Genomic DNA, 16,976 nt, shown 5'->3' with positions numbered 1-16,976 from the left:
GTGGCCCCCCACATATCCCGCAAGACCCGTGTGACCGGTGGCGCCCTTGCGGCCGCCGCCCTGCTGGCGGCAGGCATCGCCGGTACGGCCGGCGCCTCGCCGGCCCCGGCCCCCCACAAGGACGCCTCCCCCCTCCAGCTCAGCGCCTCGCACCGCGCGGAACTGCTGCGCGACGCGGACGGCACCAAGGCGCAGACCGCCAAGGCGCTCGGCCTCGGCGGCCAGGAGAAGCTGGTCGTCAAGGACGTCATCAAGGACGCCGACGGCACCACGCACACCCGCTACGACCGCACCTTCGCCGGACTTCCGGTGCTGGGCGGCGACCTGGTCGTGCACAGCGCCAAGGACGGCGCGATCAAGTCGACCACCAAGTCGACGCAGAAGAGCATCAAGGTGGCCTCCACCACGGCGAAGATCGCTCCCCAGGCCGCCGCGAAGTCGGCCCAGGGCACCGCGGTGAAGTCGCTCGCCGCCAAGAAGGCCGCCGCCGCGCAGACCCCGAAGAAGGTCGTCTGGGCCGCCTCCGGCTCGCCGGTCCTGGCCTACGACACCGTCGTCAAGGGCGTCCAGAAGGACGGCACCCCCAGCCGGCTGCACGTCATCACCGACGCCAACACCGGCAAGAAGCTGTTCCAGTACGACGAGATCCACACCGGCAAGGGCGAGAGCGAGTACAGCGGCAGCGTCGAGCTGGGCACCAAGAAGGACGGCGGCAAGTTCACGCTGACCGACGACGGGCGCGGTGGCCACAAGACCACCAACCTGGAGAACAGCGAGTCCGGTGACGGCAAGGCCTTCTCGGACGACGACGACGCCTGGGGCACCGGCAAGGCCGACGACCCGCAGACCGCGGCCGTCGACGCCCACTACGGCGCCGCCGAGACCTGGGACTACTACAAGACCGTGCACGGCCGCAGCGGCATCAAGGGCGACGGCAAGGGCGCCTCGTCCCGCGTCCACTACGGCAACAGCTACGTCAACGCCTTCTGGGACGACAGCTGCTTCTGCATGACGTACGGCGACGGCGAGGGCAACAAGAAGCCGCTCACCGCCATCGACGTCGCGGCGCACGAGATGTCGCACGGTGTCACCTCCGCCACCGCCAACCTCACCTACAGCGGCGAGTCCGGCGGCCTCAACGAGGGCACCTCGGACATCTTCGGCACCTCGGTCGAGTTCTACGCCAAGAACGACAAGGACCCGGGCGACTACCTCATCGGTGAGAAGATCGACATCAACGGTGACGGCAAGCCGCTGCGCTACATGGACAAGCCGTCCAAGGACGGTCAGTCGCAGGACAACTGGGACTCCAACACCGGCAACCTCGACCCGCACTACTCCTCGGGCGTCGCCAACCACTTCTTCTACCTGCTGTCCGAGGGCAGCGGCCCGAAGGAGATCGGTGGCGTCAAGTACGACAGCCCGACGGCGGACGGCAAGAAGGTCGAGGGCATCGGCCGGGACAAGGCCGAGAAGATCTGGTTCAAGGCCCTGACCGAGTACATGACCTCGAACACCGACTACAAGGCGGCCCGCGAGGCGACCGTCAAGGCGGCCACCGACCTCTACGGCAAGGACAGCGCCGAGGTCAAGGGCGTCGAGGCGGCCTGGACCGGCGTCGCCGTCAAGTGACCCGACCGGCCGATGCGCACTGATCGGCCCGGGGTAACGTAACCCCGAAGCGGGCGGTGTCCGGAGACCCTCCGGACACCGCCTTCGCGCGTCACGGGGCGGTGGGCGCGCAGGCGGGGCGGAGCGGGGGTCCGGATGAGCGAAACGATCAGGGTGCTGCTGGCCGACGACGAAACCGTGCTGCGGGCCGGGGTGCGCGCGATCCTCGCCACCGCCCCCGGCATCGAGGTGGTCGCGGAGGCCGGGGACGGCCGGGCGGCGGTCGACCTGGCCCTGCGGCACCGCCCCGACGTCTGCCTGCTCGACATCCGCATGCCGCGCCTGGACGGCCTGGCCGCGGCCGCCGAACTCGCCACCGTTCTCCCCCGGACCGCGGTGGTCATACTGACCACCTTCTCCGAGGACGACTACATCGCCGGCGCGCTCGGTGCGGGCGCCGCCGGCTTCCTGCTCAAGACCGGCGACCCGCGGGAGCTGATCGCCGGCGTCCGGGCCGTCGCGGAGGGCGGCGCCTGCCTCGCCCCGTCCGTCGCCCGGCGGGTCATCTCCCACCTGGGAGAAGGGCAGTTGGGCCGGGGCGCGGCCGCCCGGGCCCGGGTCGCCGGGCTGACCCCGCGCGAGCGCGAGGTGCTCTCCCTGGTCGGCGCCGGGCTGTCCAACGCGGAGATCGCCCGGCGGCTGTTCCTGGTCGAGGGCACCGTCAAGGCGTACGTCAGCGCGGTCCTGGCCCGGCTGGGCCTGAAGAACCGCGTCCAGGCCGCGATCCTCGCCTACGAGGCCGGCCTGGTCCCCGCCACGTGAGGCGCCCGCCGGCCCGGGGCGCACTGCGGTCCTGGACGCGGCGGCCGGTACCGGGACGGCTGCGCGCCCGGCTGCCCGGCCTGGCACTGTGGCTGCTGCTGTGCGTACCGCCGCTGCTCTACCTCCTCGACGGCCTCTCGGGACCGCAGCGCTGGGCGACCCTGGCCGGCTTCCCGCTGCTCGCGCTGGCCGTGCTCGTCCGCCGGCGGGCGCCGCTGGTGGCCGTCGCGGCGCCGATCGCGTTGAGCCTGGTCCTGTCGGTGCAGCTGTTCACCGGCGAGTACTTCCTCGCCCTGGCCGTGCTCGGCTGCCTCGCCGGGATGCGGGTGGCCCGGGCCCGGCCCGCGCTGTGGTTCTTCACCGGGGTCGCGCTGACCGGCGTACCGGTGTGTGCGCTGGTCGCCCGCACCCTGTGGCCGTGGTTCGACTTCCTGATGGCGCTGCTGATGAACGTGGTGCTGCCGTGGCTGCTGGGCCGCTACCGCCGCCAGTACGCCGAACTCGTCAGCACCGGCTGGCAGTTGGCCGACCGGATGGAGCGTGAGCAGCAGGCGGTGGCCGACCGCACCCGGCTGCGCGAACGGGCCCGGATCGCCGGCGACATGCACGATTCGCTCGGCCACGAGCTGGCGCTGCTCGCGCTGCGGGCCGGCGCGCTGGAGCTGGATCCGGGGCTGGACGCGGACCACCGGGCGGCGGCCGGTGAACTGCGGGCGGCGGCCGGTGCGGCGACCGAGCGACTGCGGGAGATCATCGGCGTCCTGCGGACGGACGACGAGGGCGCGCCGCGGCGGCCCGCGGACGGGAGCGTGGCGGAGCTGGTGGAGCGCGCCCGGGCCTCGGGGATGACGGTGACGCTGGAGCAGCCCGACACGGCCGGGCGGCCGGGCGGGGCGGAGCAGCCCGGCGGACCGGAGCGGCCGGACGGGGCGGAACAGGCCGGGGCGGCCGGCCTGCCCGGCATGACCGGACCCGCCGTGCACCGGCTCGTCCAGGAGGCGCTGACGAACGCCGCCAAGCACGCCCCGGGCGCGGCCGTCCGGGTGCGGATCGAGCGGGACGAGGGGCAGCTTCGGGTCACCGTCACCAACGCCGCGCCGCCACCGGGCCCCGCCCCGGCGGCGGTCTCCGGCGGCAGCGGACTGGTCGGCCTGGACGAGCGGGTACGGCTGGCGGGCGGCGCCCTGCACAGCGGCCCGACCCCCGAGGGCGGCTTCACGGTCGCCGCCCGGCTGCCGCTCACCGGCGGCCCGCTCACCGCTTCCGGCACCGCGCCCCAACCGACCGCGGCGGCCCGCGAGTTGGACCGGGCGCGGCGCCAGGTGCGGCGGCGGCTGCGCCAGACGGTGGCCGTGCCGCTCGCGGTGACCGCCGCACTGCTGGTGCTGATGGGCGCCTTCGCCCTGGTCAGCACCGACTGGGCGGTCCTGGACCGGGCGAGCTACGACCGGCTGCGTCCGGGCATGCCGCGCACACGGGTGGACGGCCTGGTGCCGTTCTTCCGCCTGGAGGCGCCCCCCGAGGGCACCCCCGCACCGCCCCGCGGCTGGTCCTGCACGTACTACGGCGTCGACCCCGACACCGTTGCGGCCTACGAGCTGTGTTTCGCCGACGGCCGTCTGGTCAGGAAGGCCGTCGTCCACCGCCGGGACCGCTGACGTCCCGCAGCCCCCACCGCTCCCCCGTCCGGGTGGCCCGGGCCGCGACCACACCCCGTACGCCACCCCAACTCGCCCGAACAGCAGGCAAGTTAGGCCTCCACGGGAGTCACACGCACCTCCCTACCCGCGCGTTTCCCGATATGGCCGATTCCACCCCCTCAGGCGCTCTTGTACGCGATCCGTCCTGGAGAGAGGCTGCGGTGTGGCGCCGACCGGCCGCGGCGCGACACCGGTACCTCCGCACACCGCAACTCCGCTGTGATCACACCTGAGTTGAGGAGGCAAACGCCGATGGTGTCCGCCCAGCCCCGCAGCCGTCCGCATCCAGGTGGCCGCGTGCCCGCGAGGCCGCGCCGGGCCCCTGGTGACGTACCAGCTGTTCACGTTCCGCCGGACTTCATGTCCGCCGATCGGGGGAAGGCTCATCGGGTACACCCGGTCGGCCGCGTCCTCCGCCGGCCGGGTGAAGCGGACAGGAGCCCCCATGCCCGCACCCGGTCCCCCTCCCGCGGAGCGGATACAAAGGACAAAACCCCGCAAAGCATCACAAGCCCCAGGTGAGCCCATGATCGGTCGCATCCCTGTTCTGGACATCCGCCCGCAGATCGATTGCGGCCGCCGCCCGGCGAAGGCCGTGGTGGGCGAGACCTTCGAGGTCTCGGCCACGGTCTTCCGCGAAGGCCATGACGCGGTCGCGGCCAATGTGGTGCTGCGCAATCCCGCCGGCCGCTGCGGACCCTGGACACCGATGCAGGAACGGGCACCCGGCACCGACCGCTGGCGCGCCGAGGTCACCCCGGACATCGAGGGCCGCTGGACCTTCACCGTCGAGGCCTGGTCGGACCCGCTGGCCACCTGGCGCAAGCACGCCGGCATCAAGGTCCCGGCGGGCATCGACACCGAGCTGGTCCTCGCCGAGGGCGCCGAGCTGCACGAGCGGGCGGCCGCCGACGTCCCCAAGAGCGACGGCCGGGAGGCGGTGCTGGCCGCCGTGGACGCCCTGCGCGACCCGAAGCTGCCCGCCGCCACCCGGCTCGCCGCCGCGCTCGCCCCGCAGGTCGTCGAGGCACTCGCCCGCCACCCGCTGCGCGAACTGCTCACCGTCTCGCGCCCGATGCCGCTGGTCGTCGAGCGCCGCCGGGCCCTGTACGGCTCGTGGTACGAACTCTTCCCACGCTCCGAGGGGGCCGTCGTCACCCCGGACGGCACCGCCGTCAGCGGCACCCTGCGCACCGCCGCCGAGCGCCTCCCGGCGGTGGCCGCCATGGGCTTCGACGTCGTCTACCTCCCGCCCGTCCACCCCATCGGCACGTCCTTCCGCAAGGGCCCCAACAACGCCCTGTCCGCCGGCCCGGACGACGTCGGCTCCCCCTGGGCGATCGGCTCGGCGGCCGGCGGACACGACGCACTCCACCCCGATCTGGGCACCTTCGAGGACTTCGAGCACTTCGTGCGCACCGCCCGCGACCTGCGGATGGAGGTCGCCCTGGACTTCGCGCTGCAGTGCTCGCCGGACCACCCCTGGGTCACCCTGCACCCGCAGTGGTTCCACCACCGCTCCGACGGCTCGATCGCGTACGCCGAGAACCCGCCGAAGAAGTACCAGGACATCTATCCGCTCGCCTTCGACGCCGACTTCCGCGGGCTGGTCCGCGAGACCGAGCGGCTGCTGCGCTTCTGGATGGGCAAGGGCGTACGGATCTTCCGGGTGGACAATCCGCACACCAAACCGGTGGCGTTCTGGGAGAAGGTCATCGGCGACATCAACCGCACCGATCCGGACGTGCTCTTCCTCGCCGAGGCGTTCACCCGCCCGGCCATGGTGCACACCCTCGCGCAGATCGGCTTCCAGCAGTCGTACACGTACTTCACCTGGCGCACCACCAAGCAGGAGCTGACCGAGTACCTCACCGAGCTGTCCGGCGAGTCCGCCGCCTATCTGCGGCCCAACTTCTTCGTCAACACCCCGGACATCCTGCACGCCTACCTCCAGGAGGGCGGCCGACCCGCCTTCGAGATCCGTGCCGTGCTGGCCGCCACCCTCTCCCCCACCTGGGGTGTCTACGCCGGATACGAGCTCTGCGAGTCGACGCCGGTACGCGAAGGCAGCGAGGAGTACCTCAACTCGGAGAAATACCAACTCAGGCCACGCGACTGGGACGCGGCGGCGAAGGAGGGGCGCACCATCGCCCCGCTGATCACCGCCCTCAACCGCATCCGGCGCCGGCACCCTGCCCTGCAGCAGCTCCGCAATCTGCACTTCCACCCCGTGGACAACGACGCCGTGCTCGCGTTCTCCAAACGCGCGGGCCACGGCGACGGGACCGACACGGTGCTCACGGTGGTCAACCTCGACCCGCACCACACCCACGAGGCGACGGTGTCGTTGGACATGCCGGAACTCGGCCTCGGCCGGCACGAGTCCTTTCCGGTGCGCGACGAGCTCACCGGCGATACCTACCACTGGGGCAGGGACAACTATGTGCGCCTGGAGCCGGGCCGCTCGCTCGCGCCCGCCCATGTGCTGTCGCTGCGACCGTCCTCACCGATCGGAGGGTCACCCAATTGATCGTCAATGAGCCTGTCCCCGACACGTTCGAGGACACCCCGGCGAAGGACCGCGATCCCGACTGGTTCAAACGGGCCGTCTTCTACGAAGTCCTGGTGCGCTCGTTCCAGGACAGCAACGGCGACGGCATCGGTGACCTCAAGGGCCTCACCGCGAAGCTGGACTACCTGCAGTGGCTGGGGGTGGACTGCCTCTGGCTGCCGCCGTTCTTCAAATCGCCGCTGCGGGACGGCGGTTACGACGTCGCCGACTACACCGCGGTGCTTCCCGAATTCGGCGATCTGGCGGATTTCGTGGAATTCGTGGACGCCGCACACCACCGCGGTATGCGGGTCATCATCGACATGGTGATGAACCACACCAGCGACCAGCACCCGTGGTTCCAGGAATCGCGAACCGACCCGAACGGGCCGTACGGCGACTATTACGTCTGGGCGGACGACGACAAGCAGTACGCCGACGCCCGGATCATCTTCGTCGACACCGAGGCCTCCAACTGGACCTTCGACCCGGTCCGCAAGCAGTACTACTGGCACCGTTTCTTCTCCCACCAGCCGGACCTCAACTACGAGAACCCGGCGGTCCAGGAGGAGATGATCTCCGCCCTGCGCTTCTGGCTGGACCTGGGCATCGACGGCTTCCGGCTCGACGCGGTGCCGTACCTCTACGCCGAGGAGGGCACCAACTGCGAGAACCTGCCCGCCTCGCACGCCTTCCTCAAGCGGGTCCGGGCCGAGATCGACAAGCACTACCCGGACACCGTGCTGCTGGCCGAGGCCAACCAGTGGCCGGAGGACGTCGTCGACTACTTCGGTGACTACGCGGTCGGCGGCGACGAATGCCATATGGCGTTCCATTTCCCGGTCATGCCGCGCATCTTCATGGCGGTGCGCCGCGAATCGCGCTATCCGGTCTCGGAAATCCTCGCCAAGACCCCGGCGATCCCGTCCGGCTGCCAGTGGGGCATCTTCCTGCGCAACCACGACGAGCTGACCCTCGAAATGGTGACGGACGAAGAGCGGGACTACATGTACGCGGAGTACGCCAAGGACCCGCGGATGCGGGCCAACATCGGCATCCGCCGCCGGCTGGCCCCGCTGCTCGACAACGACCGCAACCAGATCGAGCTGTTCACCGCCCTGCTGCTGTCGCTGCCCGGCTCGCCGATCCTCTACTACGGCGACGAGATCGGCATGGGCGACAACATCTGGCTCGGAGACCGGGACGCGGTGCGCACCCCGATGCAGTGGACCCCGGACCGCAACGCCGGGTTCTCCTCCTGCGACCCGGGCCGGCTGTTCCTGCCGACCATCATGGACCCGGTCTACGGCTACCAGGTCACCAACGTCGAGGCCGCGATGAGTTCGCCGTCCTCGCTGCTGCACTGGACCCGCCGGATGATCGAGATCCGCAAGCAGAATCCGGCGTTCGGCCTCGGCAGCTACACCGAGCTGCCCTCCACCAATCCGGCGGTGCTGGCCTTCCTGCGGGCCTCGCCGGGCACCGGCGGCGCCGACGACGACCTGGTGCTGTGCGTCCACAACTTCTCCCGCTTCGCCCAGCCGACCGAGCTGGACCTGCGGGCGTTCAGCGGCCGTCATCCGGTGGAACTCATCGGCGGCGTCCGCTTCCCGGCCATCGGGGAACTGCCGTACCTGCTCACCCTCGCGGGCCACGGCTTCTACTGGTTCCGGCTGCGCAGGAACGCCACCTAGTGCCCCGGCCCTGACCGGGCACGGGCCGAGCATCCCGCCCGTACGCGGCCGTATACCGCGTACGGGCGTTTTCTGACCTTTCACTCGGGCAGTCTCCCTACTACCGCACGGGCCGGGTGAGCCCTCGGCGGCCCCCGGTTCGCGGGGGACCGCCGCGCAGCGGACACGCGCACCGGAACGACCGCTGCCGTACGGACGATCCCGACACCCCCGCCGGGAGGATCTTCACACCCTCCGTCCGGGGGTACCGCCACCGCGCCACCGCACAGTCAAGGCCGTATTCCGGGACACTTTGCCCTACCTGTCGTGTGCCCGGGGAAAGGACGCGACGCCATGTCGGACACCGCCCCGACCCGTGCCACCCGTAACACCCCTGACCACCGTCCGCTCGTCACCGCCCCCGATCTGCTCTCCTCGCTGGCGCCGCTGCTCGCCGAATGGGTTCCCCGCCAGCGCTGGTTCGCCGGCAAGGGGCGGCTGCTCACCGGCTTCGCCCTGCTGTCCGCGACCGAGCTGCTGCCGTGCACCGGCGACGGCACCTCGCCCGGGCTGCTGCAACTGCTCGTCCGGGCCCAGCAGAGCTCCCCGCCGAGCCGTACACCGGCCGGCGGGGACCGCTACCAGCTGCTGCTCGGGGTGCATCCGGCGCCGCCGCCCCAGCTGGCGCCGGCGGTGATCGGCCGGCCCGGCGGCGGCCCGCTGCGCGGCCGGGTGGTCTACGACGCCCTGCTGGACAACCGGCTCTGCGGGCTGCTGCTGGAACGGCTGCGGATCCCCGGGCGGCTGGGGGGCCTGCGCTTCTGCCGCGAACCCGACGCGGACATCCCCTCCGGGCTCCCGGCCCGGCCGATCGCCGTCGAGCAGTCCAACTCCTCGATCGTGTACGGAGATTCGTTCATCCTGAAGGTCTTCCGGCGGATCGAGCCGGGCATCAACCCCGATCTGGAACTGCCCCGGGCACTGGCCGACGCCAAGTGCGCCCGGGTCCCGGCGCCGGCCGCGTGGTTCGAGTCGGCTCTCGCCGAGGAGAACGGCGAGGCGACCACACTGGGCGTGCTCCAGCCCTTCCTGCCGGGCTCGGCGGACGGCTGGCAGCTGGCGCTCAACGCGCTGGCCGTCCGCGCCGACTTCACCGGGTCGGCCCGGGCGCTCGGGCACGCCACCGCGGAGGTGCACACCGCGCTGGCCCAGACCCTGCCGACCACCGAGCTGCGCCGCCCCCAGCTCGACCTGATCGCGGCGCAGATGATCGAGCGGCTGGAGGCCACCGCCCGGGCCGTACCCGTGCTCCAGCCCTACCGCGCGCGGCTGCGCACCGCCTTCGACGCGCTGGCCGCCGTCGGGCACGACGGCCGCAGCTGGGCCGCCCAGCGCATCCACGGCGACCTGCACCTGGGCCAGACGCTGCGGTCCGCCGACGAGGGCCGCTGGTCGCTGATCGACTTCGAGGGCGAACCGGCCCGTCCGCTGGCCGAGCGGCGCAAGCTGCAGCCCGCGGTGCGGGACGTCGCGGCGATGCTGCGCTCCTTCGACTACGCGGCGCGCAGCGGACCGGCCGGCGCGGACCCCTGGGCGCTGGAGTGGGCCCGGCGCACCCGGGCCGCGTACTGCCTGGGCTACGCCGAGGCCGGCGGGCTCGATCCGCGTTCCGCGCCCGAGCTGATGCGGGCCTACGAGACCGACAAGGCGGTCTACGAGGTGCTCTACGAGGCCCGGCACCGGCCCGACTGGCTGTCCGTCCCGATGGCCGCCGTCCGGCGGCTGGCGGCGGGCGGCGAACCGGCCGTGGGCGTGGACGGGACCGGCCCGCTCTGACCCCCGCCCCCGAGCCGATGACGCGACCCCCGTCCCGCCCGCCGACGCCCCGACGCACCGCCGACGCACCGCCCCCGAGGAGGCCCCGCCCGTGACCGCCGCCCCACCGCCGCCCCGCCCCACCCCTCCCGACCCCGCGTCCACGCCCGACGCGACCGCCGAGAGCGCGACCGGGGCCGCCGCACCCGGCAGCCGCGGCGCCCCGGCGTCCGGCACCCGGCCGCCCGCGCCCCGGGAGGCGGCCGCCGCCCCCGCCCGGCCGGCCGGGACCGCGGCCGGTACGGCGCCGCGGCCCGGCACCGGCGGCCACGGCGTGCGGGTCGCCGCCCCGCTGTCGGACGAGGACCGCGGCCGGCTGCTGGCCGGTGCGCACCACGACCCGCACGCCCTGCTCGGCGCCCACCCCGTGCGCGGCGGGCTGCTGATCCGTACGCTGCGGCCGTTCGCGAGCGGGGTGACCGTCGTCGCGGACGGGCTGCGCGCCGCACTGCACTCCGAGGGCGACGGGCTGTTCGCCGGTGTGCTGCCGCTGCGCACCGCCCCGGAGTACCGGTTGCTGGTCGACTACGGCGAGAGCACCGTGACCGTGCCCGACCCGTACCGCTTCCTGCCGGCGCTGGGCGAACTCGACCTGCATCTGTTCGGCGAGGGCCGGCACGAGCAGCTCTGGCAGGCGCTGGGCGCCCACGTCATGGACCACCAGGGCGTGACCGGCACCCGTTTCACCGTCTGGGCCCCGAACGCGCAGGGCGTCCGCGTCGTCGGCAACTTCAACTACTGGGACGGCACCGGCCACCCGATGCGGTCGCTGGGGTCCTCCGGCGTCTGGGAGCTGTTCCTGCCCGGCCTCGGCGAGGGCGAGCTGTACAAGTTCGAGATCACCCGGCCGGACGGCTCGCGGACGGTGCGGGCCGACCCGATGGCCCGGCGGACCGAGTGCCCGCCGGCCACCGCCTCGGTCGTGCACACCTCGCGGCACCGCTGGCAGGACGACGACTGGATGGCGCACCGCGGCCGACGGCCCGTCCACCAGGCGCCGTTCTCCGTCTACGAGGTGCACCTGCCGTCCTGGCGCCCGGGTCTGACCTATCGGCAGCTCGCCGCGCAGCTGCCCGCCTACGTCAAGGACCTGGGCTTCACCCACGTCGAGTTCATGCCGGTCGCCGAGCACCCCTTCGGCGGCTCCTGGGGATACCAGGTGACCGGCTTCTACGCGCCCACGGCCAGGATGGGCACCCCGGACGACTTCAAGTTCCTGATCGACGCCCTGCACCGGGCGGGCATCGGCGTCCTGATGGACTGGGTGCCGGCGCACTTCCCGCGCGACGACTGGGCACTGGCCGAGTTCGACGGGCGTCCGCTGTACGAACCGCAGGACCCGTCCCGGGCCGCGCACCCCGACTGGGGCACCCTGGAATTCGACTACGGCCGCACCGAGGTGCGGAACTTCCTGGTGGCCAACGCGGTGTACTGGTGCGAGGAGTTCCACATCGACGGGCTGCGCGTGGACGCGGTCGCCTCGATGCTCTACCTCGACTACTCCCGCGAGGACGGCGGCTGGACGCCGAACGTCCACGGCGGCCGGGAGAACCTCGACGCGGTGGCCTTCCTCCAGGAGATGAACGCCACGGTCTACCGCCGCTGCCCCGGTGTCGTCACCATCGCCGAGGAGTCCACCGCCTGGGACGGCGTCACCCGCGCCACCCACCACGTCGGGCCCGGCGGCTTCGGCGGTCTGGGCTTCGGCCTGAAGTGGAACATGGGCTGGATGCACGACTCGCTCGGCTACGTCTCCAAGGAGCCGGTGCACCGCAAGTACCACCACGGCGAGATGACCTTCTCGATGATCTACGCCTACTCCGAGAACTACGTGCTGCCGATCTCGCACGACGAGGTGGTGCACGGCAAACAGGCGCTGGTGTCGAAGATGCCCGGGGACTGGTGGCAGCAGCGCGCCAACCACCGGGCGTACCTGGGCTTCATGTGGGCCCACCCGGGCAAGCAACTGCTCTTCATGGGGCAGGAGTTCGCGCAGGGCGCGGAGTGGGCGGAGAGCCACGGCCCGGACTGGTGGCTGCTCGACCCGTCGTACGAGGCCGAGCCGGACCACCGGGGCGTCCGCGATCTGGTCCGGGAGCTGAACCGGCACTACACCGCGACCCCGGCACTGTGGGAGCGGGACACCGAACCGGCCGGCTTCCAGTGGATCGACGGCGACGCGAGCGAGGACAACGTCTTCTCGTTCCTGCGTTTCGCGGCCGACGGCAGCCCGCTGGTGTCGGTCACCAACTTCTCGCCGGTCGTCCGGCACGGGTACCGGATCGGCGTGCCGGACGACGTCCCGGCCTGGCGCGAGGTGCTCAACACCGACGCGCCGCGCTACGGCGGCAGCGGCGTGGCCAACTCCGGTGCGCTGAAGACCGAGACCGTCGCCTGGAACGGGCGGACCGGCTCCGTCTCGCTGGTCCTGCCGCCGCTGGCCACGGTCTGGCTCCGGCCGGCGTAGGCAGAGGCAAGGCATTCCCGCGGAGGGCCTGGGTGGACGGCCGGAGGGGCGGGGGGCGGGGGCGGGCGGGCCCCCCCCCCCCGCGCGCAGCCTGTTTGGGGGGGGGGGGGCCGGCGGGCCGGGGGGCGACCGGGGGGGGGGCCGTGGGGCGGGGGGGGGGGGGCGCCCGCGGCCCCCGCCCCCCCGCCCCTCCGGTCCCTCTGCCTTTTTGCGGCGGGGGGTCCCTGCGGCCGGGCGTCAGACCGTGGCGGACTCCTTCGGTCCGCCGTCCCGCGGCCCGGCGACCGTGACGGGCGGCGCCGCCTCCTCGGCCGGGCCGTGCGCGTCGACGGCCAGCGTCTTCTCGTCGAACGGGACCCGGCCGGCCAGCACCTCGGCCGCCCGGGCCTTGTCGATCTCCTTGGTCCAGGTCCCGACGAGCACGGTGGCGACCGCGTTGCCCGCGAAGTTGGTCAGCGCCCGGGCCTCGCTCATGAAGCGGTCGATGCCGACGATCAGACCGACGCCGTCGACCAGTTCGGGGCGGTGCGACTGCAGCCCGCCGGCCAGCGTGGCCAGGCCCGCGCCGGTGACGCCGGCGGCCCCCTTGGACGCGATGATCATGAAGACCAGCAGCGAGATCTGCTGTCCGAGCGAGAGCGGCTTGCCCATCGCCTCGGCCACGAACAGCGAGGACATCGTCAGGTAGATCGCGGTGCCGTCCAGGTTGAAGCTGTAGCCGGTCGGGACGGTGATGCCGACCACCGGCTTGCTGACGCCCAGGTGCTCCATCTTCGCGATCAGCCGGGGCAGCGCCGACTCCGAGGAGGACGTCGACAGGATCAGCAGGAACTCCCGGGCGAGGTACTTCAGCAGCAGGAAGATGTTGATCCCCGCGACCAGCCGGAGCAGCGCGCCGAGCACCACGATCACGAACAGCAGACAGGTGACGTAGAAGCCGACCATGATGATGACCAGCGACTTCAGCGCGTCCAGACCGGTCTCGCCGACCACCGCCGCGATCGCGCCGAAGGCACCCACCGGCGCCGCCCACATGATCATGGCCAGCACCCGGAAGACCAGCTTCTGCAGGTGCCCGACGCCGCGCAGCACCGGCTCGCCCGCCGAACCCAGCGCCTGCAGGGCGAAGCCGACCAGCAGTGCCACCAGCAGCGTCTGCAGCACCTCGCCCTGGGTGAAGGCCGAGACCAGCGTCTTGGGGATCATGCCGAGCAGGAAGTCGGGCAGTGATTCGGCGCTGCCCGAGGCCTGCGCGTGGCCCGCGTGCCGTGCGGATTCGGTCAGGTGCAGCCCGGAGCCGGGCTCCAGGACGTTCCCGACGACCAGGCCGATGGCCAGCGCGACGGTGGACATCACCATGAAGTAGCCGAGGGCCAGTCCGCCCACCGCCCCGACCTTGGCGGCCTTACGGACCGAGCCGACGCCCAGCACGATGGTGCAGAAGATGACGGGCGAGATCATCATCTTGATCAGGTTCACGAACCCGGTACCGAGCGGCTTGAGCTGCACGGCGACACCGGGGGCGGCGAAGCCCACGATGATGCCGAGCAGCACCGCCCCGATCACGGCGATGTAGAGGAAGTGGGTCCGGTCCCGCTTCACCGGCGCGGCTTCCTCGGTGGTTGCCCCGGACGACGGGGTCTGTGCAGCCACGGCTGCCTCCTGAAGGTCTACGGTCCTGCGCCTGACGTGGGGGCACCACCCAGGGCCGTTCGGGAACTGGGGGAGGATCCGGCGCGCAACGAGTCCCGGCGACTATGCAGGGCCGGTGTGGCGCCCGTCACCCTTACGTACATTTCGTTCACGTAAAAGTGACCGGGCAGACTGTTCCGTATGCGACTCCCCCGACCCCGGCCGCCCCGCCGGCTGCGCGGCCCGCGCAGTCTGGCCGGGCAGCTCTTCGCCATGCAGGTGGTGCTGGTGGCGGCGGTCGTCGTGGGCTGCGCGGTGTTCGCGTACCTCAGTGCCGGGCGGCAGGCGCAGGAGACGGCGCGGCGGCAGGCGACCGCGGCGGCCACCGCCGTGGCTGATTCCCCGGCCGTGGTGGCAGCGGCCCGCACCGCGCACCCGACGGCGGCGCTCCAGCCGTACACCGAGCGGCTGCGGCGCGATGCCGGGGTGGATTTCGTGGTGGTGATGGCTCCGGACGGGACGCGCTGGACGCATCCGCAGCCGTCCGCGATCGGCCGGAAGTACCTGGGGCACATCGGTCCGGCGCTGCACGGCCGGATCTTCCCGGAGACGCACCTGGGGATGCTGGGGCCGTCCGTACGGGTGGTCGCCCCGGTCCGCGATCCGCAGGCCGGCGGCCGGATCACCGCGCTGGTCAGCTCGGGGATCACGATCAAGACGATCAGCCGGCAGCTGCGGGAACAGGTGCTCGCGGTGGTCGGGGTGGCCGCGGCGGCGCTGGTACTGGGCGGTGCGGGTACGTACGTGATCAACGCCCGGCTGCGCCGGCACACCCACGGCATGAACGCCCAGGAGCTCGGCCGGATGCACGACTACCACCAGGCCGCGTTGCACGCGGTGCGCGAGGGGCTGCTGATGCTCGACGGGAGGCGCCGGGTGGCGCTGATCAACGACGGCGGGCGGGAGCTGCTGGGGCTGTCCGGGGACGCGGTGGGCCGGGCGGTGACCGAGCTGGGGCTGCCGGAGCCGCTGACCGAGGCGCTGCGGGAGCCCGGGCCGCGGGTCGACGAACTGCATCTGACCCGCGACCGGGTACTGGTGGTCAACTCCGCCCCGGTCTCCGGCGGCGAGCAGCGCGGCAGCGTCGTCACCCTGCGGGACCACACCGAACTCCAGGCGCTCTCCGGCGAGTTGGACTCGGTGCGGGGCTTCGCGGAGGCGCTGCGCTCGCAGGCGCACGAGGCCGCCAACCGGCTGCACACCGTGGTGTCGCTGATCGAGCTGGGCCGGGCCGAGGAGGCGGTGGAGTTCGCCACCGCCGAGCTGGAGCTGGCGCAGGCACTGACCGACCAGGTCGTCGGGGCGGTCGCGGAGCCGGTGCTGGCCGCGCTGCTGCTGGGCAAGGCCGCCCAGGCCAACGAGCGCGGGGTGGAGCTGACGCTGACGCCGGACAGCCGGATCGACGACGGGGTGCTGCCGCCCGGCCTGCCGGCCCGGGATCTGGTGACGGTGCTGGGCAACCTCCTCGACAACGCCATCGACGCCGCGGCCCCGACCCCGGAGCACGCCCCGGGCGAGCCGCCGCAGGTGCGGGTCACCGCCCGTGCGGACGGCGGCGAGCTGGTGGTGCGGGTGGCGGACAACGGGCCGGGGGTGGCCGCGGCGGCCGCCGAGGAGATCTTCCGGCGGGGCTGGAGCACCAAGCAGGGCGCGGCCGGCCGTGGGCTGGGGCTGGCCCTGGTGCAGCAGGCGGTGCGGCGCAACGGCGGCACGGTGACCCTGGACCGGGCGGCGGAGGGCGGCGCGCGGTTCACCGTACGGCTGCCGCTGCGGACGGAGGCGACGCCGTGAACAGGACGTCCGGGCCGGCCGGCCCGGCCGAGGGAGGTGGGTGGCGGTGAGACCCTCCGGCATCCGGGTGCTGGTCGTCGAGGACGATCCGGTGGCCGCCGATGCGCACGCCCTCTACGTCGGGCGGGTGCCCGGCTTCACCGTGTCCGGCACCGCGCACTCCATGGCCGACGCCCGCCGCCACCTCGACCAGCACCCGGTCGATCTGCTGCTGCTGGACCTGTATCTGCCCGACGGGCACGGCCTGCAGCTGGTGCGGACGCTGCGCGCGGCCGGTCACGCCGCCGACATCATCGCGGTCACCTCGGCCCGCGATCTGGCGATGGTCCGGGAGGTCGTCTCGCTGGGCGTGGTGCAGTACGTGCTGAAGCCGTTCACCTTCGCCACGCTGCGGGACCGGCTCACCCGGTACGCCGAGTTCCGCGCCACGAGCGGGGAGGCCAGCGGGCAGGACGAGGTGGACCGGGCGATCGCCGCGCTGCGCGCCCCGCGGCCGGCCGCGCTGCCCAAGGGGCTGACCTCGGCCACCCTGCGGGCGGTGACCGATGTGCTGCGGGCCGCCGAGCGCGGGCTGACCGCGGCCGAGGCCGCCGCCGACGTGGGCATTTCCCGGATCACCGCGCGCCGCTATCTGGAGCACCTGGTGGACGGCGGCCGGGCGGTCCGCGCGCCGCAGTACGGCCAGGTCGGCCGGCCCGAGTTGCGGTATCGCTGGTCGGGCCATTGACCGACCGTGACCGGTGACTTACGTTCAGCGGGCAGCAACCCGTGGTGAGTTGACCGTGGTCCCGCAG

10 protein-coding genes are annotated in these 16,976 nt (G+C 72.7%); 9 read left to right on the top strand and 1 reads right to left on the bottom strand.

Going from position 1 to position 16,976, the window contains the following annotated elements:
• The 7 genes from AB0G35_RS16280 to glgB all read left to right on the top strand — a co-directional run bounded on the left by AB0G35_RS16280 (position 1) and on the right by glgB (position 12,699).
• A complete protein-coding gene (locus tag AB0G35_RS16280) occupies positions 1–1,632 on the top strand; it encodes a M4 family metallopeptidase (RefSeq protein WP_360949041.1) in 1,632 nt (543 codons plus the stop codon).
• Between the two features lie 135 nt (positions 1,633–1,767).
• The gene (locus AB0G35_RS16275; RefSeq protein ID WP_360949039.1) at positions 1,768–2,433 is read left to right on the top strand and encodes a response regulator transcription factor; all 666 of its coding nucleotides are present in this window, start codon (positions 1,768–1,770) and stop codon (positions 2,431–2,433) included.
• A complete protein-coding gene (locus tag AB0G35_RS16270) occupies positions 2,430–4,091 on the top strand; it encodes a histidine kinase (protein WP_360949037.1) in 1,662 nt (553 codons plus the stop codon). The genes AB0G35_RS16275 and AB0G35_RS16270 overlap by 4 nt, the downstream gene beginning before the upstream one ends.
• A 568-nt stretch (positions 4,092–4,659) precedes the next feature.
• On the top strand, positions 4,660–6,663 hold the full coding sequence (locus AB0G35_RS16265; protein ID WP_360949035.1) for an alpha-1,4-glucan--maltose-1-phosphate maltosyltransferase: 2,004 nt from the start codon (positions 4,660–4,662) through the stop codon (positions 6,661–6,663).
• Positions 6,660–8,378: a maltose alpha-D-glucosyltransferase gene (gene treS, locus AB0G35_RS16260; RefSeq protein ID WP_360949033.1), complete on the top strand. Its 1,719-nt coding sequence runs from the start codon at positions 6,660–6,662 to the stop codon at positions 8,376–8,378. The genes AB0G35_RS16265 and treS overlap by 4 nt, the downstream gene beginning before the upstream one ends.
• Before the next feature lie 333 nt (positions 8,379–8,711).
• Positions 8,712–10,193 carry a maltokinase gene (locus AB0G35_RS16255; RefSeq protein ID WP_360949031.1) on the top strand — a complete coding sequence of 494 codons (1,482 nt, stop codon included), beginning with the start codon at positions 8,712–8,714 and terminating at the stop codon, positions 10,191–10,193.
• A gap of 313 nt (positions 10,194–10,506) precedes the next feature.
• Entirely contained in the window at positions 10,507–12,699 is a 2,193-nt protein-coding gene (glgB, locus tag AB0G35_RS16250) for a 1,4-alpha-glucan branching enzyme (protein ID WP_360949254.1), read from the top strand.
• Between the two features lie 237 nt (positions 12,700–12,936).
• On the opposite strand, the gene AB0G35_RS16245 is transcribed toward glgB, so the two are convergent.
• Entirely contained in the window at positions 12,937–14,352 is a 1,416-nt protein-coding gene (locus tag AB0G35_RS16245; protein WP_360949030.1) for a cation:dicarboxylase symporter family transporter, read from the bottom strand.
• 180 nt (positions 14,353–14,532) lie between these two features.
• On the opposite strand from AB0G35_RS16245, the gene AB0G35_RS16240 reads away from it, so the two are divergent.
• Together AB0G35_RS16240 and AB0G35_RS16235 are read left to right on the top strand one after the other, a co-directional pair.
• Positions 14,533–16,182 carry a sensor histidine kinase gene (locus AB0G35_RS16240; RefSeq protein ID WP_360949028.1) on the top strand — a complete coding sequence of 550 codons (1,650 nt, stop codon included), beginning with the start codon at positions 14,533–14,535 and terminating at the stop codon, positions 16,180–16,182.
• A gap of 46 nt (positions 16,183–16,228) precedes the next feature.
• Entirely contained in the window at positions 16,229–16,909 is a 681-nt protein-coding gene (locus AB0G35_RS16235; protein WP_360949027.1) for a response regulator, read from the top strand.
• Positions 16,910–16,976 lie beyond the last annotated feature (67 nt).

This window comes from Streptomyces sp. NPDC021749 (assembly GCF_040640655.1).
GTDB lineage: Bacteria > Actinomycetota > Actinomycetes > Streptomycetales > Streptomycetaceae > Streptomyces.
Note: the sequence above shows the minus strand (reverse complement) of the source record. Positions and strands in the feature narration are given on the sequence as shown.

Excerpts from the sequence above, each read along its gene's own strand:
- AB0G35_RS16240 (WP_360949028.1), top strand. The coding sequence starts at position 14,533 with ATGCGACTCCCCCGACCCCGGCCGCCCCGCCGGCTGCGCGGCCCGCGC.
- AB0G35_RS16255 (WP_360949031.1), top strand. The coding sequence starts at position 8,712 with ATGTCGGACACCGCCCCGACCCGTGCCACCCGTAACACCCCTGACCAC.
- AB0G35_RS16265 (WP_360949035.1), top strand. The coding sequence starts at position 4,660 with ATGATCGGTCGCATCCCTGTTCTGGACATCCGCCCGCAGATCGATTGC.
- AB0G35_RS16275 (WP_360949039.1), top strand. The coding sequence starts at position 1,768 with ATGAGCGAAACGATCAGGGTGCTGCTGGCCGACGACGAAACCGTGCTG.